Raw genomic sequence first — 23,943 nt, 5'->3', positions numbered from 1 at the left:
ACAAAGTATAGATTGGAGGTTAGAGGAAGCAAAGAAGACAGAAAACAACCATAAGGTTGGCAATCTACAGAGGGATAAGGTGGAACCTGAAAGCGTATGTAGATGTGTCGAGTTATCCTCTAGGAGAAATGAAAGAAATGTATCGTAAGTCTTCATCTTTGATGAAGTCCGTTGTAAGAAAAGAAAATCTTAAGACAGCCGCAACAAGGGTCCGACGTAATAAAGGAGCCGCTGGTGTCGATGGTATGGCTGTGGATGAAGTAGAAGACCACATTGAGAAGTTGTATGCGCCACTAAGGCAGAAATTGCTTCAAGGGACCTACCAGCCACAACCGGTCAAACAAGTCGAAATACCGAAACCCAATGGTGAAAAACGCCAATTGGGAATCCCATGTGCGCGTGATCGCGTAGTTCAACAAGCGATTCGACAAGTCATTGAGCCCATCATTGACCCATATTTTCTTCCACAAAGCCACGGATTTCGCCCGAATAAGGGAACACACACTGCTTTGAAGCAATGTGTCGCCTATTATGAGGAAGGCTATAAAGTGGTGGTCGATTGTGACTTGAAACAATGCTTTGACACACTAAATCATGACAAGCTCATGTATCACTTAGAGCAGTTTATTCAAGATAAGGCAATTCTCAAGGTTATTCGTAAGTTCTTGACGAGTGGTGTGATTAACCTGTCTAGCGAATACGTAGAAAGAAAGTCGGGTGCACCTCAAGGGGCGGTCTTATCGCCTCTTCTCTGTAATATTTACTTACATGAACTGGATAAAGAACTTGAGAAAAGAGGACACCAATTTGTTCGTTATGCCGATGACTTCGTCATCTATGTCAAGTCAAAACGTGCGGGCGAACGAGTGTTAAAAAGTGTGACCCGTTTCATTGAAAAAGATCTTAAACTCATTGTTAATCAAGACAAGAGTCAAGTGGGGGCACCAACGCGTTTAAAATTCTTGAGCTGTCTGATAATGAAAGTCAATGGCACCTGTCGTTTTATCCCTACCAAAGAAGCCAAGAAGAAATTCAAAGCCGAATTGAAACGTCGAACAAGCCGTAAGCGTGCGGGTGATTTTCGAACGATCATAGAGGAAATCAATCAAGTCACGCGTGGCTGGATAGGCTATTTCGGATTGGGATTTATTCGAGGTTTTATTCAAAAGGAAATTGAACCATGGTTACATCACCGCATCAGGCAGCTGATCCTCAAACGTTGGAAAGTTCCCAAAACGAAAATAACGAAGTTATTGTCTTATGGTTTAGATTTAAACGGCGCCAAGAAAATCGGATCCTCTAGAAAGAAATATTGGCGACTGTCCAAAACGTCTGAAGTTCATCGGACACTTACAAACGAAAGACTCCACCGATGGGGCTTAGTTTCACTAAGCGCCTTGGTAGAGTCTGCTTACGCAAGATATTGAACCGCCGTATACGGAACCGTACGTACGGTGGTGTGAGAGGTCGACTAGCCAATTAATGGCTAGTCACCTACTCGATTTCTTTTATTTCAAAAGCGTTAGCATGACTTGTGGAACATTTTTTGAAAAATAAAATAAGTATAAATAACGGGAGGTCTTTTATTTATGGGTAATATTTTACTTGCGCTTGTACCCGCAGTAATGTGGGGGATTCAACCCTTAATTTTACAAACAATCGGTGGAAAAACTTCAAATCAACAAATGGGAATGTCTCTAGGGGCATTGATCTTTTCTATTGGTGTTTTATTTTTCCATCAACCTGTGTGGTCATGGCATTTAATACTTGCTTCATTTGTCTGTGGGTTAGCCTGGGCCTTTGGTCAAATTACACAGATTGAAAGTTTCCATATTATCGGAGTGTCAGCTGCAATGCCAATTTCAACCGGCATGCAATTGATTGGAGTAACGTTATTCGGTATTTTTTACTTCCATGAATGGACAAGCACTATGGACTATGTATATGGGATCAGTGCTTTGATCGTTATTATTCTTGGTGTATTTTTTACCGCTTATAGAGAAAAAGGCGACAACAGTGGTAAACAAGGGGCTATGCAAAGAGGACTTTTTGTTTTAGTTTTATCAACGATTGGTCAAGTAACATACAATGTTATTCCACGTATGGCTGATCTTAACGGTTGGGATGTATTATTCCCGCAAGGAATCGGTATGGCAATCGGTGCAATGGCTTTTAGCTTCTTCTTTGATAAAAAACCAGAGCTTTTCAGCAAGAAGTCATTTCAAAATATTGCTGCAGGCGCCGCTTTTGCTATCGGAAATATTGGTATTTTACTTTCCAATAAAGTAAATGGTGTAGCAGTAGGATTTACCTTATCCCAAATGAACGTCATTGTTAACACTCTGGGTGGTCTTATACTCCTTAAAGAATCCAGGACTTCAAAAGAATTAAAATTAACGATTGGTGGCTTAATCTTGGTAGCTGCCGGTGGTATTTTGATTGGTTTAACGAAATAATAAAGTATAGCATTACTATGTCGGGATACAGCGTATTTTTGTATCCCGACTTTTTTAGTCTTCGGCAATGATTTGGCTACTATTTTTGCTAGAAGACTCATACTGTAATATTTTTTCATAAAAATAAGGTAACTCTGGATGAGTGGTTAATATTTGCTGATAATTTGGTAAAAGCTTTGTAAAACTTTGGGTCAGTCTTTTAGCGTCTTTTACAAAGAAAAAAGGATTATAGGTAAATAAGAAACTACCCGAATAAAGATCGCATAAACTATGTAAGCGATGGAGTTTCTGAGATAAAGAAATAAGCTTTAACTCATTTAATTCCGTATGAGCATGCAAAGCAAAATCTAAGCCGCTGGTCAATGAAGGCTTTAACCAAATATTTTCTATACCAGAGAATTGTTTCCATAGAAATAATAGACTAGTGTCGTTTATTTGAAATGGGATCGGGTAATACTTAGTTGTGGGTGTGAATACAGCTTTACTAAGGAGAAAGCCCTGACTATTTCGATATTGCTGTACTTCTTTATAACGTTCATATAACATTTGCTTATTGTGTGTAAAAGGTGGATCGTATAACAAAGATACTAATAAGGAAAAGTATCGAATCTGTAACTCGTTTCCCTTTAATGTAGGCGCAGATGTGAAAGAAACGGTTAAATCATAACCGGATAATAGCGGTTTCATTTTTTGCATACGTCGTTGCATAGTGGCTTTAGACAGATAAAATTCATTTTCTAACTTTTTGAATGTACAAAAAGGATTTTCTATTATTTTGACTAGTATTTGAAAAGAAAAACTTCGTGCTAACAATGAACTTAAAAAAAGATTAGCATCTTCTGGAGAATAGATTGCTGTGATTTTCGGCCCTTTTATATAAAAAGAAATCCCCATGGAAGCATTACTGTCGCTTTGTTGCCAAATAAAGATATAACGTTTCAAAGATTTTAAACTAAGTCCTAAATGAATCGTAATTTCTTTTAGCGGACAAGGATTTTTTATCTGTAAATACTGGAACACTCGGAATATAATCTTATCTTGTTTTTCTAATAAAATATCAAACATATCATCACCTCTGCACGAAGGTATCATAAAATTTAGATTGGAAAAAATTTCAAATTGGTAAAAAAGCAGTAATATTGCCGTGATCGAGTTGAAATAAACCATTTTTCTGTGGAAAACTATTTACTTTTATTCTTCTAAAGCTGGAAGTAACAAGCTTTATCCCTTAGTTTAGTTATCCACACATGTTGGTTTTTTCTACTTAAAAATGTAATTATATACATGTTTATGTATTTTGTGTGAATGTTTGCTTTTCTTTTTATTGAGGGTATTATGTGAATATAAGTAAAAATAGAAAGGGAAAAACGATGTTTAAGGGTTTTGTTTATTTTTTAGTCATTGTTTTGGCGAACACAGTAGGTGCTATCTCTGGTATGGGCGGTGGCGTAATCATTAAACCTGTGCTGGACTTTATTGCAGCAGATCCTGTAGGGGCTGTTTCCTTTTATTCTTCAGTTGCTGTATTTGTCATGTCTATTACTTCCACAGTGCGACAAGTTAGAGCTGGCGCTAGTGTTTCATGGCGTTTTGTCCTCTGGATTGCGGGTGGATCGATTTCGGGCGGCTTTCTTGGGAATCATACATTTGATTTTTTCCTCAATAGTTTTTCAAGCGGGACAGGTGTGCACCTGCTTCAAATTATTTTGACTATGATAACTTTACTCTTTGCGCTCTTTTATAATCATTTCAATTTTGGTAAATTCTATTTAAGGGGTAGAATTTGGTATTTGATTTGTGGCCTTATTTTAGGCTTTTTAGCTAGTTTATTGGGCATTGGGGGCGGTCCGATTAATGTGGCACTTTTGATCTTAATGTTTGGTGTGACGATCAAAGAGGCAACTGTTTATTCGATTTGTACGATTTTTTTCTCACAACTATCCAAGCTAGGGACGATTACTTTGACTACGGGTTTTGCTCTTTATGACTTATCTATACTTTTTTATGTTATTCCAGCGGCAATCATTGGTGGGTTTCTTGGTGCAAAGGTTAGTCGATTGATTTCGGCTAAACAAGTTTCTAGGGTTTTTGAAGCCGTGATTCTTATTGTTTTATTGATTAATTTGTATAATGGTTTTCGTCTTTTTCTATGAGAATATTTTTAGTGAAAAAATAAGCAGAATAATTGCATTTCGCGCAAAAAAGCATATGATTAAATTGAATAAACTTGTTGTCATACAAGAAATAAGCGAGTATACTGTATAAGGTTTTTTGCATTTATTTATAAAAGATATTAAGTAATGAAAGTATTGGAGGAGTAAAAATGGATATTGTTACATTGGCGCGGTTCCAATTTGCAATGACAACGATTTTTCACTATTTTTTTGTACCTTTTTCCATTGGAGTGGCTTTGCTCGTTGCAATTATGGAGACATTATATGTGACAAAAAAGGATGAAAGTTACAAAAAGATGGCAAAATTTTGGGGAAATATTTTCCTATTAAGTTTTGCTGTGGGTGTTGTAACGGGAATTATTCAAGAATTTCAGTTTGGCATGAACTGGTCAGATTATTCACGCTTTGTAGGGGATATATTTGGTGCGCCCCTAGCTGTAGAAGCATTATTGGCCTTTTTCTTAGAATCCACCTTTTTAGGTTTATGGATGTTCACCTGGCAAAGAGTAGGGCCAAAATTGCATGTCTCTTTCATGTGGTTAGTGACGCTAGGCTCAATTCTTTCGGCTTTTTGGATTTTGGTTGCCAACAGTTTTATGCAGCACCCTACCGGCTTTACCTTCCGTAACGGACGGGCAGAGATGAACGATTTTGGTGCATTGATCAAAAATCCACAAGTTTGGTATGAATTTTCTCATGTCATTTTAGCTGCCTTTTTGATGGGTGGTATTTTGATTGCCGGCATGTCTGCATTTCGCTTATTAAAACAACGTTCTTTGAGCGAATTAAGTACGGGTATTTTTAAAAAATCATTGCGTGTTGGTTTAGGTGTCGCTTTATTTGGCTCTTTGGGCATATTAATTTCTGGAGATATGCAGATGCAAGCCTTAGTTGAAGACCAACCGATGAAATTTGCTGCGACAGAAGGTTTATATGAAGATTCTGATGATCCAGCTTCTTGGACGGTGATTGGTTGGATGGATGAAGCTGAACATAAACGAGTCTTTGGTATTCACGTACCTTATGTTTTAAGTATTTTATCTTATCATAGCCTTTCTGGGGGCGTCGAAGGGATGAATTCACTTAATGAATCGATGACAGCAGAGTATGGAGATGACAATTACTTCCCACCTGTTAATGCGATGTTTTGGAGCTTTCGTATTATGGTAGGGTTTGGTATGTTGATGTTGTTGGTCTCTGTATTGGGGTTATTTTTCACGCGTAAGAAGAATCCATCGCTTTATAAGAAACCTTGGATGCTATGGGTTGTCGGTTTAATGACCTTTACTCCTTTTATTGCCAATACCTGTGGATGGCTAGTTACTGAACTTGGTCGTTATCCTTGGACCGTTTATGGTATGTTTAAAATTCAAGATAGCGTGTCTCCCAATGTGACCCCAGCTTCATTATTATTTTCTAATATTGTTTATTTCTTGCTATTTGGTGGTTTAGCAGTTGTTATGATTTACTTAGTTGTTCGTGAGTTACGTAAGGGTCCAGATGTGCAAGAAGAACAAGAAAAAGAAGAGCCTGCGACGGATCCTTTTGACGGAGGTGCTTTTAATGAGTAGTCTACAATTATTTTGGTTTATTTTAATCGGTGTTTTATTTGCTGGTTTTTTCTTTTTAGAAGGTTTTGATTTTGGTGTTGGGATGTCAGTAAAAACTTTAGCAAAAAATGATCAAGAAAAAGATCAAGTGATACAAACCATTGGACCTGTTTGGGATGGCAACGAAGTTTGGTTAATTTCTGCAGGAGGAGCGATGTTCGCTTCATTTCCTATGTGGTATGCTTCGTTATTTAGCGGCTATTATTTGATTTTATTTATCATTTTAGCAGGCTTGATTATTCGTGGTGTTTCTTTTGAGTTTCGTAGTGGAATGCCGGGAAATAAAAAATGGATTTGGGATTGGACATTAGCAATAGGTAGCTTTATTGTTCCTTTTTTCTTTGGCATCTTGTTTATCAGTATGATTCAAGGAATGCCAATGGATGCTAACGGCGATATGATGGCGCGTTTTACTGACTATATTAATTTATTTTCTGTTGTGGGCGGTATTGCTTTATTGTTACTATGTTATTTACATGGGATGAATTATATTTCTTTGAAAACGACAGGCCCTATCCGAGAACGTGCTAAAAAATATGCGCAAACATTGTATTGGGTGTTATATGTTGGATTGGTTGTCTTTGCCGTTTTAATGTATTTCCAAACGGACTTTTTCACATTACATCCTGTTTCAACTATAAGTTTATTAGCAGCGATTGTTTTATTAACTGTAGCGGCGAATTATTGTTCTTATACAAACAAGGAATTAACTGCATTTTTAACAAGTGGGTTTACGCTCATCGCTTTAGTTGCTCTTTTATTTACGGGTATGTTCCCACGTGTATTGATCAGTTCAACCAACGCTGCTCACGACTTATTGATCGCCAATGCTTCCTCTTCGCCGTATACACTTAAAATTATGAGTTATACTGCTATTGGTCTGTTACCTTTTATTTTAGCCTATATTGCTTGGACGTATTATATATTTAGAAAACGAGTGAAACATACTGAGATCGCGGGGTATGGTGAATGATTGATAAAGCCGTAATGGTTTTACCAAATAGTAAAAAGATTATGGGGATGCTTGCAGGGCTTGCAGTTTTGCAAGCTCTCTTTATCATTGGTCAAACTTACATGTTGTCAGCAGCCATTACACATTTATGGAATGGTGGAAAGATCACTGACCAATTGTTTGAAATCTGTGGTTTTATTATTATCTTTTCTGCTCGACATGGTATTAGCTTTTTGCGGGATAAACTGTTGGATCGTTATGCAGGCGAGCAAGCTGTATCTCTACGTAAACAGTTATTAGAAAAAGTTTTTCGCGTGGGTCCAAAGATCGTGCAAAAACAAGGTTCTGGGAATATGACAACAATGGCATTAGATGGGATTGAACAAGTAGAAAATTATATTCATCTTATTTTTTCTAAAATGATGAATATGATGATCATTCCGTGGCTTATTTTAGCGGTTATTTTTTACCTAGATATTCAATCTGGTGTGATATTATTGTTGATCTTTCCTCTGATTATTATTTTTATGATTGTCTTAGGCTATGCTGCACAAGCAAAAGCGGATAAGCAGTACAAAGCTTTTCAACTTTTATCAAATCATTTTATTGACTCATTGCGTGGCCTGGATACCTTGAAGATGTTTGGCTTGAGTAAGAAGTATGGGAAAAGTATTTACAATACAAGTGAAGAATTTCGTAAATCAACCATGAGTACTCTGAAAATGGGGATTTTATCAACTTTTGCGCTCGACTTTTTTACTACTTTAGCGGTCGCAATCGTTGCTGTGATGCTTGGCTTACGTTTAATCAATGGGCTGATTCCGCTTTTTCCGGCCCTGGCAGTGTTAGTGTTAGCGCCTGAATACTTTTTACCTGTTAGAGAGTTTGCCAATGATTATCATGCGACATTAGATGGTAAAAATGCAATGACTGCTATTAATAATGTACTTAATGAAGCAGAAATGAAACAAGAATCCATTGATTTAAAAACATGGGATGAAAATAGTCGTTTATCTTTAGAAGGCGTGTCAGTTTCTTATGAGGGGAAAACGGTATTGTCCGCAGATTTTTCTGTTAAGGGTTTAAAGAAGATTGGTATTATAGGAATGAGTGGTTCTGGAAAATCGACTTTGATTAATACTTTAAGTGGTTTTTTACAACCAACGGAAGGAAAAATTGAGCTAGGTGATCAAAGGGTTGCGAATTTTGCTTTAGAACAGTGGCAAAAACAAATGATTTATATTCCGCAAGACCCCTACGTTTTTCAACTATCTTTAAAAGATAATTTGGCTTTTTATACACCAGAAGCAAGTGAAGCAGATATTTTAGAAGCGGTAAGAGTCGCGGGCTTGAGCGAGTTAGTAGCTGAACTACCAGAAGGATTAGAGACACAGTTAGGAAGTGGCGCTCGCAGGCTAAGCGGGGGACAAGCCCAACGAATTGCATTAGCACGGGCATTTTTGGATAAAAAGCGCAAGGTTTTAATGTTTGACGAGCCGACAGCCCACTTAGATATTGAGACAGAAGTCGAATTAAAAGAAAGAATGTTGCCTCTAATGAAAGATCGTTTGGTCTTTTTTGCAACACACCGGCTGCACTGGATGGCTCAGATGGATGAAATCATTGTACTTGATCAAGGAAAAATTGTTGAAGCTGGAACTTTTAGCGAATTATCTGCTAAAAAGGGTTATTTTTATCGTCTGTCACAACAAATGAGGGGGAAAGAACATGCATAATATTCCTTTATTTAAAGCACTAGCTAAAGACAGTTGGATACGTCCCTTTTTAAAACGATATAAAAAGACGATGATTGTGGCTTTGGTATTAGGATTTATGACGTTCTTTTGTGCAGGTGCTTTGATGTTTACCTCAGGATTTTTAATTAGTCGGGCTGCTTCTATTCCAGAAAATATATTACTTATTTATGTTCCCATTGTTTTAACAAGGGCTTTTGGAATCGGGCGTCCGGTTTTTCGCTATATTGAGCGTTTAGTTAGTCACAACTGGGTTTTAAAGATGACCTCACAATTACGTTTGAAATTGTATAATACCTTAGAAAAAGATGCGATTTTTTTCAAAAACCGTTATTCTTTAGGAGATATTTTAGGACTATTAGCTGAAGATATCAATCATATTCAAAATCTTTATTTACGGACAATTTTTCCGACAATCATTGCCTGGATTTTATATATTTTTGTTGTTATTGCACTTGGGGTATTCTCTATTCCTTTTGCTTGTTTAATGGCTTTGTTACTTTTTAGTGTTATTATTGTGCTTCCTTTGTGGTCGGTTGTTGTCAATGGCGCAAGACAAGAAAGAGAAAAACAATTAAAAAATGAGCTTTATACTGAACTAACAGATAATATTATTGGGGTTTCTGATTGGATTTTTAGTCAACGTGGACATGAGTATGTCAATTGGCATGGCCGATCAGAAAAACAATTACAAGACACACAAGCAGGCTTACAAAAGTTTAATCGACGTCGTGACTTTTTACTGCAAGTAATTATGGGCATTATTGTTGTGGCCTTGTTATTTTGGACCAGTCAACAATTTCCTGGAAATCACGGAGGCGCAGCAAATTGGATTGCAGCTTTTGTTTTAAGTGTTTTTCCTTTAGTAGATGCCTTTAGTACTTTGCCTGATGCTGCACAAGAAACAAATATTTATAAGGATTCTATTAAACGATTAAATGCTTTACCGACAATGACAGAGCAATCTACTGAAAAAGCATTAGAAGGTTCCTTAGATATCAAAATTGAAGATCTTGTTTTTCGCTATGAAAAAAATAATCGGAAAATATTAGATCATTTGAATATAACGATCCCTCAAGGTGAGAAATTAGCTATTTTAGGACGCAGTGGCTCAGGAAAGAGTACTTTAGCTTCATTGATTCGCGGGGATTTAACGCCAACAAGTGGAAATGTTCAACTAGCAAATCTTTCTACTGAGCAAATGGGTGATGATATTTCAGAGTATATTGGCGTCATTCAACAAACGCCTTATCTATTTCATACGACGATTTTAAATAATCTACGTATTGGCAATGAGCAAGCAACAATTGATGCTGTGTGGGAGGTATTAAGACGGGTTGGCTTAAAAAAATTGGTAGAAGAGCTTCCTGATGGCTTAAATACTATGGTAGATGAAGCAGGTCTACGCTTTTCGGGTGGAGAACGACATCGTATGGCACTAGCGAGAATTTTACTAAAAGATGTTCCTATTGTATTACTGGACGAACCTACAGTTGGTTTAGACCCGATTACAGAACAAGCATTGATTGATACTTTCTTTGAACAGTTAACAGATAAAACGATTATTTGGATTACGCATCACTTGCAAGGAATCGAAAAAATGCGGCATGTCATATTTATTGAAGACGGACAGTTGGAAATGTCGGGAACACCAGAAGAATTGGCTAAAAGCAATACACGCTATCAAAAATTAAAAGCAATCGATGAAGGGAAATTTTAAAGATGAAATTTCTTTTCTCTGCGAGGCCAGAAAGAGATGCTTTCTGGCCTCCTTTTGTTATTTATCTTTTAGAATGAAAGTGATAAATAGGAATGAACAGTCACATGAAAGAAATTTCATGTTTTTTTATATTGACATTGAGTGTTCTTTTTGCTAAATTGTTTAATGGCAAATCGAAATAATTTCGGTTTATAAAATAATAAAAGCGTAACAATTATAAGCTTGTTTAGAGGTGGAGAATGGAAAAAACGGATTTAAGTAGTGCATATCGTCGGATGAAAAGTCCTAATATTAAAACAAGAAAACGTGCACTAAAAATTATTTATGCATATAAACGAAATAAAAAATAAATAATTTATACGAGAGGATTGGAAAATGAAGAAGAAAATTTTGTTAGCTGTAATAACTTTGTTTACCACTAGTGCATTAGCTGCTTGTAGTAATGACGAAGGTAGTGATAATAATGCAGATGATGGAAAACTTTCAATTGTTACCACATTTTATCCAATATATGATTTTACACAAAATGTTGTTGGAGATGAAGGTGACGTAGAATTATTGATTCCAGCAGGTACGGAACCACATGATTTTGAACCTTCTGCCCAGCAAATTGCTAAAACACAAGATGCAGATGCATTTGTTTATCACGATGATAACATGGAAACTTGGGTGACTGATACGATTGAAGGTTGGGAAGATGGTAATCCAGAAATTATAAAAGGAACCGAAGATATTGAATTAATGACAACTGCAGAGGATAGTCATGAAAAAGAAGAAGGTCACGATCAAACTCATGAGTATGATCCCCATACTTGGGTAGATCCGAAGTTGGCTATCAAGGAAGTGGAAGCTATCAATGAGCAGTTAAGCCAAGCCTATCCGGATAAAAAAGAGACTTTTAAAGAAAACACAGAAAATTATGTAAAAGAATTAGAAGAATTAGATCAAGAATATGAAGATAGTTTAGCCAATGCGCAGCAAAAAAGTTTTGTTACTCAGCATGCGGCTTTTGGCTATCTAGCTGATGCATACGACCTAAATCAAGTGTCTATTTCAGGCTTGTCTCCAGATGAAGAACCTAGCCCAGAACGACTAGCAGAACTAAAAGATTATGTAGAGGATAATGATATTCAATATATTTACTTTGAAGAAAATGCATCTGACAAAATAGCAAAAACTTTATCTGATGAAGTTGGCGTAAAACTAGAAGTATTGAATCCATTGGAAAGTTTAACAGATGAACAAATGGATAATGGAGAAGATTATATTTCTGTGATGAAAGATAATCTGCAGGCTTTAGAAAAAACAACTGATTCAAAAGGTAAAGAGATTCAATCTGAAGAGTCAGGTGAATAGTTCACATAATGATTTTTATGAGTGAAGTGTGCGTTGTGTGATGTTTAAATCCTCCATAAGTTGTATTGGGGATAATTGATTTTGTAGCTTATGGCAAGTATTATATGGGTAAATGCATTGGTATTAATTTTGATTATAAAGTAGATAACTTGTAGGACAGATAGTTATTGATCTTTCTAATTTTTTCTGATGTTTAATTACCTAGGAGCTGTGTGCACATTGTTTAAAAAGAAAAAGTTAAAAGCATTTAGCCATAAAGCGCACATGAAAATAGGCGATGTAATTATTATTGCTATATTGGTGCTTGCATCTTTTTTGCCTATTGTTATATTTTATTTTCAGCAAGACCAAAATCAAGGCCAAGCAGAAGAAGCGACTGAAAAATCTGCTATCGTTCGTATTGACGGAAAGGAAGTCGATCGTTTTTCCTTGAATAAGGACAATGCTGTTCAAAAAACCTATCATCCAGCAGATGGCAAATATAATATTGTCGAAGTTAGAGACGGGCAGGCGCGCGTAAAAGAAGATAACAGCCCAGACCAAATTGCTGTTAACACCGGTTGGATTTCTGAGCCTGGTGAAACAAGTATCTGTCTTCCCCATAAGTTAGTTATAGAAATCTATGAAGAAGATGCTGAAGATACCCTGAATGATTTATAAAAATTTGTGGATAACGCATTCGACTGTTCAACGAGGTGACTTTTATGTTATTTTCCCTTTTTATCGCCGCTTTTGAATAAAGAATAGAAAGGGATGATCGAACGACGCTAAAAAAAGATAAAATTCTTCCTAGAGAATGAAAGCCAAGCCTTTTTTATCAAGAGGAAAAGGGGAAAAGTAAACTAGAGATTCAATCGCTGAATTCGTGTAAGGACTTCCCAAAAAAGCGTGTTGTAAACATTCGTACTTGATAAGTGAATTTGCACTTGACGCGCGTGTTCTGTGACTTTTCCAGCAATATGAAATAGTTGAAAACGGATCGTGTCAATCACCGTCGTCTTTTTCTCTTGCGGAAAAGTCAGCTGTTTCATCAAGTGGATGATATTATAGGCGATAAAACTTAGGGCTAAGCGAACCTTATTCGCTAAAAAGGAAGGACTGTCCGTTTTATCAGCGAAAAATCCGGTCTTCATTTCTTTAATGAAGTTTTCCATATTCCCTCGTTTTTGATAGAGCTGAAAAATGGTTTGGGGCGAAAGATGAGCGAAATCGGTCACCACAAATTGAAATTCGGAAAAAAGTAAAGTTTCGGCTTTTCGAGTAGCCTTGATGGCTACTGTTCGAGATCGGTCCCAAGAATCTGCTTGATAAGCCATCTTAAAATATTGATGTTCGGACTTTGTGTAGTCCGTACCGTTGGTATATTGGACAAGATGTTGCGCATAATGAATCAACCGTACGTTATTTTTCAATTTAATCACATAATGGGCGCCTCGACACTCACATTGTTTATAAATTTCCGGTTTGGCAAAGCCACTATCCCCGCGTACAAGCATTGTGGGATCACTCGAACGTTGTTGGTAATGCGCCAACATTTCTACGAGATAATCTTCGGCGTGGGTGGAGGTATAAGATTTGCCATGACGATGGCGAACATCTAATGCCAATCCGGTTAAACCTTCAAATGCCACAAATGGATGATACCCATTGAGGCCATAGTGGTAAATATATTCCCCTGCTTCTTGCTTTCCGTAAGTGGGACAACAGGTGGAATCCAGATCAAGCACGAGTTGTTGGCTGTTTTGCTGGTCCATGCCTAAATCGCCAAGTTTTTTCGCCACTTGTAATAGTTGATTAACATTTTCTTCTGTCAAGGTATGAAGCAAAGTAGACATCATAAATTGCGAACTAAGGCGTTCTTGTTTCAATGCTTCCTTAAAAAGGCGATCATATTGTAAGGTATTGGCGTCTCGGTCTCGAGAATAACCAGCGATCAATTGATATAGCCATTGTTTTACGACATCCAGCCATTCATGTTGGGCGAAGGCACGATACTCTGGAATATGAACGTATTGCGCTAACAGGGAATCAAAACGAATTTGATTTAGAAACTCCGAAAGTAAGACGAGCCCCGCGTCATTGGTTAAGGTGCCACCGTCATTGGCGATCAAGATAGCTTTTTGCTTATTGAATGTAAGAGAATTTTGTTGTAAAGTGAAAGACATAAGAACGCACTCCTTATTGTTATGTTTCGTTGACTTTACAATAACACGAAGTGCGTTCTTTTTGTACACCCAGAAGGTGAAGCAACTCAACCTTTAGAAAAAAGCACATGCCAAGGATTGAATGATCCTGGGAAAAATTTATAAATCATTCAGGGATACTTATATTTATTAAAACAAAGCCACTGAAAAAGAATGTAACGCCTTTTTCAGTGGCTTTTGCTTATATAGTAATCGCTAGCTTTTATTCGATTATTTTCTGAAGTTTCTAATTGTATGTGGCATATTTAAAAATTGTAGAAGCGCCAAAATTCGGGTAATAAATACCTTTCAAATTATCCTTAACTAATAAAGAACGTGTTTGTTGATATAAAGGAACAATGGCTGCATCTTCTTCTACTAATGTCTTTTCTGCATCAATCATCGCTTGCCAACGTTTTTCTGGGTCGTTTCCGTAGTCATTAGTAATTTTATCCAAAAGGTCATCGTACTCATCACTTTCATAATTGGTGTTGTTTGGTGAACGTAAGGATTCTAAATAAGTCATGGGATCTTGGTAATCGGGTCCCCATCGACCCATAGCAAGTTCATATTCTCCATTACGCGTTAAGTCAATCGAATTATTCAAAGGAACGGATTTGACTTCCAGATTTAAGCCAGGCAGTGCTTCTTGTAATTGATATTGTACGGTTTCTGCAACTTTCTTCTCAGCATCTTCATCTGATGTTAACAATTCGATGGTAATTTCATCGCCAATTTCTTTTTTGGCTTTTTCCCAATGTTCTTTGGCCTTGTCTTCATTTGTTTCCATCAGATCTCCAGCATCTTCACGAAAATCAGCATCTGTTTTTGGATTTTTTACAAAATCTTTTGGAATGTAACCATAGCTAGCGCTAGAACCATCCGCCAATACGTCGTCAACAATACCTTCTTTATCAATCGCATAAGCAACAGCTCTACGAACATCTTCATTCGCAAAAATGGTATCTTTATCGTTTGATTTTTGATTCATTTTGAAATAAAACACTTTTGAATCTGGTACCTTTTGTAGATTTGGATTATCTTCATTTTGTTTAACATGCTCTCCAGAAATTTCTGCTTGGTCTAATTCATCACTTTGGAATAAATTAAAAGCTGTAGCAGTTTCTTTGATCACATCTACGTTGACTTTCTCTAATTTGACTTTATCCGCATCATAATATTCTGGGTTTTTTTCTAAATCCCATTCCATGGAAGATTGATCCCAATTTTCCATGGTAAAAGCGCCATTTGATAAGATTTTTTCACTATCGTTTCCATATTCTTTCCCGTACTCTTCTACAAATTCTTCATTTTGTGGGAAAAATGGTGGGAAAGTCATAAGAGATGTAAAATAAGGGACCGGTTTTTCTAATTGAATTTCCAGTTCTTTGTCATTGTTTGCTTTGACACCTAATTTTTCCGGATCCATACCATCATTAATAATTTCTGAGCCATTTGCGACGGTTCCGTCAAGCAAAAACATATAATTTGCTTCATTTTCTGGACTAGCAAGCCGACGCCAAGCGTAAACGAAATCATCTGCCGTTACAGGGTCGCCATTGCTCCAATTGGCATCATCACGTAATTGAATAGTGTAGGTTTTACCATCTTCAGAAATTTCGGGCAAATCTTTTGCAACTGCTGGGACAATTTCATTGTCTTGATCGATATTATACAATCCTTCAAAGACATGGACTTGGGCGTTAATACTTGCGGTATCTTGTGTAACGAGCGTATTCATAGAGGCCACTTCGTTTTCTTCCATTAAATGCACAGTTTGTGCGTCGTTATCTGAACTATTAGCGCTTTTTGTATTATTTCCTGTTGTACAACCAACAAGAACAACCCCTACAATAAAACTGGTACAAGCTAATATGATTTTCTTTTTCATTGAAGCTCCTCCTTAAATGATCTTATAAAAAATCAAACCCTAATAAAGTGACATCCCAATCTAATTCATTAAAGCGTAACCCTCGTTGACTTGTTTCAAATTCCCCTCGTTGATTATCAATTGGATCTGCTCGTAGTTGTTTTTTTACTATAGAAAAATCTGCTTGGATATCGTCATTTGCTGGCATACGAAAGACGTCAAGATTACCAAAATAATATTTCCAACGTTCCATGTTATGACCACGATAGGCACTACCTCCAAAAGAAGCGTCGGCATAAACCCAACCGATTGTTGGTAGATAAAACTTTGCCCAGTCATGGGGGCCTTGAGTATATTCTGAAATATATAAGCCAGATTCCCATTTTGCTGGAATACCCGCCATACGACATAAGGTAATAAATAAAATTGCTTGTACACCGCAGTCGCCTTTTTGATTAATTGCACAGTATTCACTAATATTTGGAATTGTGAAATATTCTTTCATATAAGAATAATTGACTTGTGTTGTTACAAATTCATAAATTTTATAAGCCTTTTCAAGTAAGGTCATATCTTTTGTTGTAAGTTCGGCTAAAAGTTTATACAAAAAATCCGTAAATAAAATATGAGGACTTTTTTCTGCTAGTTCGTTTTGAAACTTTTTTTGTTCTTCTTTCGAAAGCTTTTTGGGAAAATCTTTTTGCGTTTCCATAACTTTAAACAAGTCGTAATAGTTTGCTTCAATTTCATAACGATGTTCTACTTCAAAAAATAAATCCTCATGACTTTCTGTTTGATAGGCGATCGTACGTTGACAAGCGTTAGTATCAGCAACTTCTAAAACAGCCCCTTTAGTAGACAAGATTTCTGAATGCTTTATATGATTGTTATTTCTTGGTAAAGGCAAATGAGCGAGAAATGGCGCTTCTTGGGCAGATATTGGCATTTTAGGAGCAATCGATTGCTTTAAGCGAATCTTAGCTCTTCGAGAACCGTGCTTTTTCATTTCTCTAATATTATCATCTAGTTCTGTTTGTCGTTCATTATCGATACTATTTTCTTCTTCATAGCGATAACGTTGATAATAATCACGTCGTGTTTTGACTAAGTTTTCAACAAAACGACGATGAAAGTATACTTGCCCCTTTTTATAAATCCATTCTACGTTATTTGTACGTATAAGTTCCTTTGTTTCCTCAGGTTTTACATTTATAAAAGCTTCTTCTAGCATTTTTTGGGCTTCTTGTTGGTTGTAAGGAAACTGGTCTTCTTTTAAAGCAGTCAAAACAGCTAATTCGCCTTCTAAGCGTCGTTTTACTGTTTGGCTTGTTTTGTCAAAATGAAGTTTTTGATGAATTAATTCTTCCGCAAGAGTAAAATCTCCATTTTCTTTTGCCCGTGTTATATCATCTGGCAAAGGGACAGAAAGATAGCTGATATCATTTAGTTCAAAGGATTTCAATTAACATTCCTCTTTTCTATTAGCGTTATATTTTAGTATTATAGCAATCTTTGATTGTAAATGCCAGAAAATTCTATCAATTTTTTTAATTAATTTCTAATAATAATTTTGTTTAGAATAAGTACTTTAAAAAGTTCCTTAATAGAGTATTTTGCTGGGATGAAAAATAGTATTTTGAGGTTTTTTTAAGGTATAATGATAATAAATTAAAATTTGGTAAGTTATTCTTGTTTAGAGAAAAAGAAGTTATAGAAAAACTCTGACAAAAATGTGGTAGAAATTTGTCAGAGTTTTTCCTTAGAATGTACGTTGTAATAATTGTTTTGTTAGCTGAGTAATTTGCTTTTTAGCTGGGCCTGCTGCTAATTTTTCAATGTCTTCTAGTGCTTTTTTGGTATAATCTTGCGCAAACTCTTTAGCTTTTTGTACGCCACCATAAGTAACGACTAGCTCTGCTACTTTCTGTGCTTCTTCTAAAGAAAGTTCGTTTTCTTTGCTTAAGTATTTCATGAATGCTTCTGGATGTTCTTTTTTAGCAAATATCAGTGGTAAGGTATAGACTCCTTGGGCCAGGTCTTCTAAAATGGGCTTTTGTAACTCATATTGGTCAGCGGTATAATCTAAAATATCATCATAGACTTGAAAAGCAATGCCGATGTTGCGACCGATTTGTCCCGCTAAAGCTTCGGTTTTTTCGTCGGCCTTTCCAAAATGAGCGCCTTGCACACAAGCCAGCCAAAATAATTCTGCTGTTTTTCCATTGATACTACGTAAATAATCATCAACGGTTTCTTGCTTATTAAAGCGCGCATGCATTTGATCTAATTCACCGAGTAATAAACGTTTCATAGAAGCTGCATTAATAGCTAAATACTGCGAGCCATTCATCGTTTTTGTGAGCAGGTCAAAAAATTGTGTAAATAACAAATCGCCAGCGTAAACGGCAATATCTTTGCCATATCTTGATTGAACCGTAATGTTTCCTCGCCGCAAAGGAGAATCATCGATAATATCATCATGGATCAATGTTGCCATATGCAAAATTTCAATTGAGGCAGCGATCTGTAGCAATTGCTCTTGATCTTGTTTAGATGTATCACCTAAATCTGCAAATAAAAGAAAATAGGCTGGACGTAAGTATTTACCTCCTGATTTTGCAAAGTCGGTTAGTGTTTCTTGCATCTCCTTATTTCGTACTTGCAGTTGTTCTTCAATTAGTGAGCAAACGATTTGGAGTTTATTTTGAATCGTGGGATAATCGTTCCAGTAAGATAGCATTTGTACGTTTCCTTTCAACGTTTGATAATAACAGAACTATTTTAACTTATTATTGAACAAAAAGGCTACTTTTATGCTGAAAAAAATAAGAAAGGATAAAAAATGTCAATTCCTATATTTTTAGAGCTGGTGGAAATGAAGGCTAAAACAGCAAGTGTGCTTCCTTTTTTGATCGGGCTTTGTTATAGTTATTATCATTACGGCATAATCCATCTAGGGTATGTGGTTATTTATTTTGTGGCCATGTTTATTTTTAATATGGCTGTGGATATCTTAGATAACTATAATGATTACCGTCATGCCAAAGAAGGTCATGATTACAGAGAAAAAACCAACATTATCGGCCGGGAAAATCTGTCTTTACGATTTGTCTTTTGTTTGATGGTTACGATGATTGTTATATCTGCACTTATCGGCATTGCCTTAGCTTATATTGTTGGATGGCCACTTTTGTGGATGGGCTTATTTTGTTATTTAGTCGGGATTTTCTATTCATCTGGACCTCGACCGATATCAAGTTTACCGCTAGGCGAAATTTTCTCCGGCGTTACTATGGGCTTTATGATTTCATTAATTTGCGTGTATATCAATACGTTTGAAGCATTTCAGTGGAATTTTTCGGAAGTTTTAGGTATCGTAGTTATTGCATTGCCCAATACAATGTGGATCGCCAATTTAATGTTAGCGAATAATACTTGTGATAAAGAAGAAGATGAAAAAAATGAGCGCTATACATTAGTTCATTACATAGGAAAAATCAATGCATTACGCTTATTTGCTGGAATGAATGTCGTTGCTTTTGTGGCAATTTTAATTTCATTTCTTTTGGGCTTGGCTCCTTGGACTGTGCTGCTATCATTTCTAGCGGTGCCCTTTGTTTACGACCAGGTCAAACTTTTTTTGCAAAAGCAAGTTAAAAGCCAAACATTTCCTTGCGCGGTCAAGATTCTTGCTGTAGGATCAATTGTACAAGTAATCACCTATTTATTAGGGATAATTATAGCATAAAAAAAGAGAAAGAAGAGGAGATACCATGAAGGAAGTTGCGATTTTAGGAGCAGGTTATGCAGGCCTAAGAGCTCTACGTGAATTGCAAAAACAAAGTGAACTGCACGTTACTTTAGTTGATCATAATGATTACCATTACGAGGCAACAGATTTACACGAGGTTGCCTCAGGGAATCAACCTAAAGAAAAAATTATCTATCCTATCAAGGATGTTGTGGATCCAAAAGTTACGACATTTATTCAAGATGAGGTTGAAAAAGTGGATCCAGACCAACAAGTGATTGAGTTAAAGAACAATCAGCCACTACATTATGATTATCTAGTCGTTGCATTAGGCTTTGAATCAGAAACATTTGGTATTTCTGGTGCGAAAGAAAATGCTTTAGAAATGGTCGATGTGGAAACTGCGGAAAAAGTTTATGATCACATTCAAGCGATGATGAAAAAATATAAAGAAACAAAAGATAAAAAATATCTGCGCCTTGTCGTTTGTGGTGCTGGTTTTACTGGAATTGAATTGGTAGGTGCTTTGCATGATGGTAAAAAACGTTATGCTCAAATAGCTGATGTTGATCCTTCAGAAATCGAAATTTACTGTATTGAAGCCGTGGCCAACATCCTTCCGCAGTTTGACGATCAACTGACGCAATATTGCTTAGATTATTTAGATAAATGGGATGTTCACCTATTAACTTCTAGTCCGATTAAGGCGATAAAACCAGAACGAGTTGTTTATAGTAATAATGATACAAATAAAGAGTTAGAAGCTGGAACAATCATCTGGACGACCGGCGTAAGCGGCAGCCATGTGATGGGCGAGTCTGGTTTTAGCGAAAAACGGGGTCGCGTGATGGTAAATGATGATTTGACAGATCCTGATCACAATAATATTTATATTATAGGTGATGTTGCAGCTGTTATGGATAAAGAAAGTGAACGTCCTTACCCTACAACAGGACAAATTTCTTTACAAATGGGTGAACAGGCCGCTAAAAATATTATGCAACAAGCTAAAGGAGAAGCGACTAAAAACTTTACTTACAAAAATCTTGGATCCGTCGCTTCTATCGGCAATACACATGCCTTTGGTTACGTTGGAAGCACAGATGTTAAAGGTTACCCAGCTTCATTTATGAAGAAAATGATTATGAATCGTTCTCTGTTGAAAACAGGCGGTTTGAAAGAAGTTATGGCAAAAGGGCGTTTTGATTTATATCATTAAAATGATGCTTAACTTAAAAATATTAAAAATAAGCAAACTTGTCTAGAAATAGACAGATTTGCTTATTTTTTTATGGTTGTTTTTATTTAAACCAATTGTTGGTAATCAACCGAAGATTGACTATCAAAAAGATGGTAAGTAAGCTTTTCTTCAATGTCATCGTAGATAATAACCATGCATTCATTATTTGGTTCAAAATCACCAATAGTAAAAATAGTGTAACGATCTTTGATTACTTCTACATCTCGAATCGTTTGAGAAAAAACTTTACGAATGTGGGATACTTTTTTAAGATAGGTTGTTGCTTTTTCGTTTGCTGTTTTCAAGGTGAAACCTTCGTTTAAAAAATCTTGTATTAATTCAACTTTGATCACTGTTAGTAAACGATAATTGCGAGGAGAAGATTGATCCTCTTTTACAATGGAGGTGATCAAGCCCTTTTCTTCCCAATAACGTAATTGTCTAGGAGAAGTGCCACTCATTTTGCTTAATTCACTAATGCCGATTAATAAATCGTCGCTGATTAATAGGTCTTTCAAGGAATTTGCCATAAGATACCTTCTTTTTTTCGTATGATTATCTGTATTGTAACTTAGATTACATAATTGTCAAACTAGTTGACAAAGTTCGAGAAAAAGAATAAAGTAGTTAAGTTGAAAAAATAGAGAGGAAGAGAACTATGGGAAATGAACAACCAGTTGATATCCATGGAAAACCTTATAATCGTTCAATCATTGTTGCGATTTTAATGGTGGGCAGTTTTTGTACAGTATTAAACCAAACATTACTAAATACTGCTTTTCCTACCTTGATGCGTGCCTTTGATATTACTGCTTCAGATGTACAATGGCTGACGACAGGTTTTTTATTAGTAAATGGGATTATGATCCCTATTACAGCTTGGATGATCAATAAATTTAATTCGAAAAATTTATATTTATTTGCAATGCTTGTCTTTTTGATTGGAAGCATTATTTGCTTTACAGCACCTGTATTTTCAGTACTATTAATGGGCAGACTTATACAAGCTGCCGGTGTAGGTATTTCTATGCCATTATTACAAAATATTATGTATACTATTTTTCCGCCTGAACGGCGCGGTGCTGCCATGGGGATGGTAGGAATTGTTATCGCGTTGGCACCAGCTTTAGGTCCAACGCTTTCTGGTTGGATCATCGATCATTATTCTTGGCGTCAATTATTTGGTATTGTAATTCCTATTGTGATTTTAGTATTGATTTTAGCTTTTTTCTTAATGCGCAGTGTGATCCCGCTTTCCAATCCTAAAATCGACTTTCTATCAGTAGTATTATCTACTATAGGATTTGGCTCATTACTTTATGGCTTTTCTAGCGTTGGAAATAACGGTTGGGGAAGTTTTGAAGTGATTGGTTTTATTGGACTTGGTGCTATTGTTTTAATCTTTTTTGCTTGGCGTCAATTGCATATTGAAAATCCATTATTGGAATTACGTGTGTTTAAATCATCAACTTTTACCTTAGCTGCTATTCTTGCTGGTGTAACCAATATGGCAATGATCGGTGTTTCAATGGTTGTGCCCATGTATATCCAAAATATTCGCGGAGAATCAGCACTGACGTCGGGTTTAATATTACTTCCTGGCGCACTTGTTATTGGTGTGATGAACCCAATTACTGGTTCAATTTTTGATAAATATGGCTCTAAACGTTTAGCAACTATCGGTATGTTTCTTTTAACTTGTGCAACTGCACCATTTGCGTTTTTAACCCAGACGACGCCTGCTGCTTACATTATTGTTTTATATATCGTACGGATGTTTGGTATTTCCATGGTAATGATGCCTGTAACAACTTCTGGGATGAACTCCTTACCAGCCAAATTAATTAGTCATGGAACTGCCGTCAATAATACCTTTCGTCAAGTAGCTAGTTCTATCGGAACAGCTATTTTAATTAGTGTATTAACCAATGTAACAAATAACAATTTGCCTAAAGAAAGTGTGGCAGAAAAAACACCACTAGCTTACGGACAGCAAGCTTTGGATGCTACTTTATCAGGGTATCAAGCTGCCTTTGCAGTAGCTATTTTGTTTTGCGTTGTTGGTTTTGGATTAACTTTCTTTATTAAGAAAACGCCAAAAAGTAAGGAGGCCCACCTATGATTTTTATCATTCTTATCTTAAGTGCAGCAGCAACAGCCTTTTTCTTTATTTTAGCGCAAAAAAAGTGGCAACAGAGCCTTTCTTTTGTATTTGCTTTTCTTTTTATTCTAAGTATTGGTTTGATCGTAGCTAATTTCAATCAACATTTTGGTATGGCCCAAGAAACTAGCACCCAAACGCTTAATTTAGTATCTTCTGTCAAAGGACAAGATACAGATGCTTTATTATATAAGCCTTTAGGGGATGGAACAGAAAAAGTTTATTTATATCAAACGGAAGAGATGGATGAACCAAAGTCCACAGCTAGTCAAGATGTAAAAAATCATATCAATCAAGATGCGGACCAAGCGCAACTTACCATAAAAACAACAGAATGGGTTTATAAGAATGACTTTTATCAAACCTTGTTTGCTATGGCCGGAAATAATCATGAGTTTATTCGACAAGATAACCAGTTTGATTTACCTTCTGATTGGCAAGTGATAAGCGCAGAATGATCTATGTATCTTAAAAAATAAAACGAAAAAGAAAAGATATTGATTTTAATATTTGTTTTTTAATCGGGGCTTAACTTTCAAGAGTTGAGCCCCGATTTATTAAAAGTATAGATAAGAAATATATATTATTTAAAAGGTAATGTGTTATTTAACGGAAATTAATGAAGCTATTTTTTTCAAAATGGATGTATTTTATGTTATCTTTGTATTAGTGGAAATGACGGAAAGGTCTAGTTAAGATTCTTTTCGTATTTTGCT

Annotated in this window: 20 protein-coding genes; 14 read left to right on the top strand and 6 right to left on the bottom strand. The window is 36.1% G+C overall.

Translation table 11 applies throughout. The features are described 5' to 3' along the window. The first annotated feature begins 104 nt into the window (after positions 1-104). Together ltrA and AC806_RS11180 are read left to right on the top strand one after the other, a co-directional pair. Entirely contained in the window at positions 105-1,427 is a 1,323-nt protein-coding gene (ltrA, locus tag AC806_RS11185) for a group II intron reverse transcriptase/maturase (protein ID WP_231960495.1), read from the top strand. A 162-nt stretch (positions 1,428-1,589) separates the two neighbouring features. Next, complete coding sequence (locus AC806_RS11180) at positions 1,590-2,456, top strand: GRP family sugar transporter (protein WP_014125821.1); 867 nt, start codon at positions 1,590-1,592, stop codon at positions 2,454-2,456. Between the two features lie 54 nt (positions 2,457-2,510). Here AC806_RS11180 and AC806_RS11175 read toward each other — a convergent pair whose 3' ends face one another. After that, positions 2,511-3,521, bottom strand: coding sequence for a helix-turn-helix domain-containing protein (locus AC806_RS11175; protein ID WP_061841020.1), 1,011 nt, complete (start codon positions 3,519-3,521; stop codon positions 2,511-2,513). A gap of 305 nt (positions 3,522-3,826) precedes the next feature. Between AC806_RS11175 and AC806_RS11170 the strand changes: the two genes are divergently transcribed. From AC806_RS11170 to AC806_RS11140, 8 genes are all read left to right on the top strand, one after another. Continuing rightward, the gene (locus tag AC806_RS11170; protein WP_061841019.1) at positions 3,827-4,609 is read left to right on the top strand and encodes a sulfite exporter TauE/SafE family protein; all 783 of its coding nucleotides are present in this window, start codon (positions 3,827-3,829) and stop codon (positions 4,607-4,609) included. A gap of 170 nt (positions 4,610-4,779) precedes the next feature. Further along, positions 4,780-6,201 carry a cytochrome ubiquinol oxidase subunit I gene (locus AC806_RS11165; RefSeq protein ID WP_061841018.1) on the top strand — a complete coding sequence of 474 codons (1,422 nt, stop codon included), beginning with the start codon at positions 4,780-4,782 and terminating at the stop codon, positions 6,199-6,201. After that, on the top strand, positions 6,194-7,213 hold the full coding sequence (cydB, locus tag AC806_RS11160) for a cytochrome d ubiquinol oxidase subunit II (RefSeq protein WP_061841017.1): 1,020 nt from the start codon (positions 6,194-6,196) through the stop codon (positions 7,211-7,213). Before AC806_RS11165 ends, cydB begins: the two co-directional genes overlap by 8 nt. Then, positions 7,210-8,928: a thiol reductant ABC exporter subunit CydD gene (gene cydD / locus AC806_RS11155; protein WP_061841016.1), complete on the top strand. Its 1,719-nt coding sequence runs from the start codon at positions 7,210-7,212 to the stop codon at positions 8,926-8,928. Before cydB ends, cydD begins: the two co-directional genes overlap by 4 nt. Further along, positions 8,921-10,666, top strand: a complete 1,746-nt coding sequence (cydC, locus tag AC806_RS11150; protein WP_069029327.1) for a thiol reductant ABC exporter subunit CydC — start codon at positions 8,921-8,923, stop codon at positions 10,664-10,666. Before cydD ends, cydC begins: the two co-directional genes overlap by 8 nt. A 239-nt stretch (positions 10,667-10,905) precedes the next feature. Then, positions 10,906-11,016 (top strand): putative metal homeostasis protein, encoded by a 111-nt coding sequence (locus AC806_RS11915; protein WP_094244093.1) that lies wholly within the window; start codon positions 10,906-10,908, stop codon positions 11,014-11,016. 25 nt (positions 11,017-11,041) lie between these two features. After that, complete coding sequence (locus AC806_RS11145; protein WP_014125814.1) at positions 11,042-12,022, top strand: metal ABC transporter substrate-binding protein; 981 nt, start codon at positions 11,042-11,044, stop codon at positions 12,020-12,022. A gap of 219 nt (positions 12,023-12,241) precedes the next feature. Then, positions 12,242-12,682 (top strand): NusG domain II-containing protein, encoded by a 441-nt coding sequence (locus tag AC806_RS11140; RefSeq protein WP_083207588.1) that lies wholly within the window; start codon positions 12,242-12,244, stop codon positions 12,680-12,682. Positions 12,683-12,864: 182 nt separating this feature from the next. Here the strand turns inward: AC806_RS11140 and AC806_RS11135 are convergent, their stop codons facing one another. The 4 genes from AC806_RS11135 to AC806_RS11120 all read right to left on the bottom strand — a co-directional run bounded on the left by AC806_RS11135 (position 12,865) and on the right by AC806_RS11120 (position 18,815). Next, a complete protein-coding gene (locus AC806_RS11135) occupies positions 12,865-14,187 on the bottom strand; it encodes an IS1380 family transposase (RefSeq protein ID WP_014124543.1) in 1,323 nt (440 codons plus the stop codon). Positions 14,188-14,452: 265 nt separating this feature from the next. After that, positions 14,453-16,096 (bottom strand): peptide ABC transporter substrate-binding protein, encoded by a 1,644-nt coding sequence (locus tag AC806_RS11130; RefSeq protein WP_069029326.1) that lies wholly within the window; start codon positions 16,094-16,096, stop codon positions 14,453-14,455. Between the two features lie 22 nt (positions 16,097-16,118). Continuing rightward, the gene (locus AC806_RS11125; protein ID WP_069029325.1) at positions 16,119-17,537 is read right to left on the bottom strand and encodes a transglutaminase-like domain-containing protein; all 1,419 of its coding nucleotides are present in this window, start codon (positions 17,535-17,537) and stop codon (positions 16,119-16,121) included. Positions 17,538-17,834: 297 nt separating this feature from the next. After that, complete coding sequence (locus AC806_RS11120; RefSeq protein WP_014125810.1) at positions 17,835-18,815, bottom strand: polyprenyl synthetase family protein; 981 nt, start codon at positions 18,813-18,815, stop codon at positions 17,835-17,837. 102 nt (positions 18,816-18,917) lie between these two features. On the opposite strand from AC806_RS11120, the gene AC806_RS11115 reads away from it, so the two are divergent. Continuing rightward, complete coding sequence (locus AC806_RS11115; RefSeq protein WP_069029324.1) at positions 18,918-19,823, top strand: prenyltransferase; 906 nt, start codon at positions 18,918-18,920, stop codon at positions 19,821-19,823. A gap of 25 nt (positions 19,824-19,848) precedes the next feature. Further along, entirely contained in the window at positions 19,849-21,045 is a 1,197-nt protein-coding gene (locus AC806_RS11110; protein ID WP_069029323.1) for an NAD(P)/FAD-dependent oxidoreductase, read from the top strand. An 86-nt stretch (positions 21,046-21,131) separates the two neighbouring features. On the opposite strand, the gene AC806_RS11105 is transcribed toward AC806_RS11110, so the two are convergent. Then, complete coding sequence (locus AC806_RS11105; protein WP_014125807.1) at positions 21,132-21,596, bottom strand: MerR family transcriptional regulator; 465 nt, start codon at positions 21,594-21,596, stop codon at positions 21,132-21,134. Positions 21,597-21,724: 128 nt separating this feature from the next. On the opposite strand from AC806_RS11105, the gene AC806_RS11100 reads away from it, so the two are divergent. Both AC806_RS11100 and AC806_RS11095 read left to right on the top strand, forming a co-directional pair. After that, entirely contained in the window at positions 21,725-23,188 is a 1,464-nt protein-coding gene (locus AC806_RS11100; protein WP_014125806.1) for an MDR family MFS transporter, read from the top strand. Continuing rightward, on the top strand, positions 23,185-23,685 hold the full coding sequence (locus AC806_RS11095; protein WP_014125805.1) for a DUF4811 domain-containing protein: 501 nt from the start codon (positions 23,185-23,187) through the stop codon (positions 23,683-23,685). Before AC806_RS11100 ends, AC806_RS11095 begins: the two co-directional genes overlap by 4 nt. Positions 23,686-23,943 lie beyond the last annotated feature (258 nt).

It is taken from the genome of Tetragenococcus halophilus (assembly GCF_001712815.1).
In the GTDB taxonomy this organism is placed as follows: Bacteria; Bacillota; Bacilli; order Lactobacillales; family Enterococcaceae; genus Tetragenococcus; species Tetragenococcus halophilus.
This window is presented reverse-complemented; position numbering and strand designations above follow the sequence as displayed.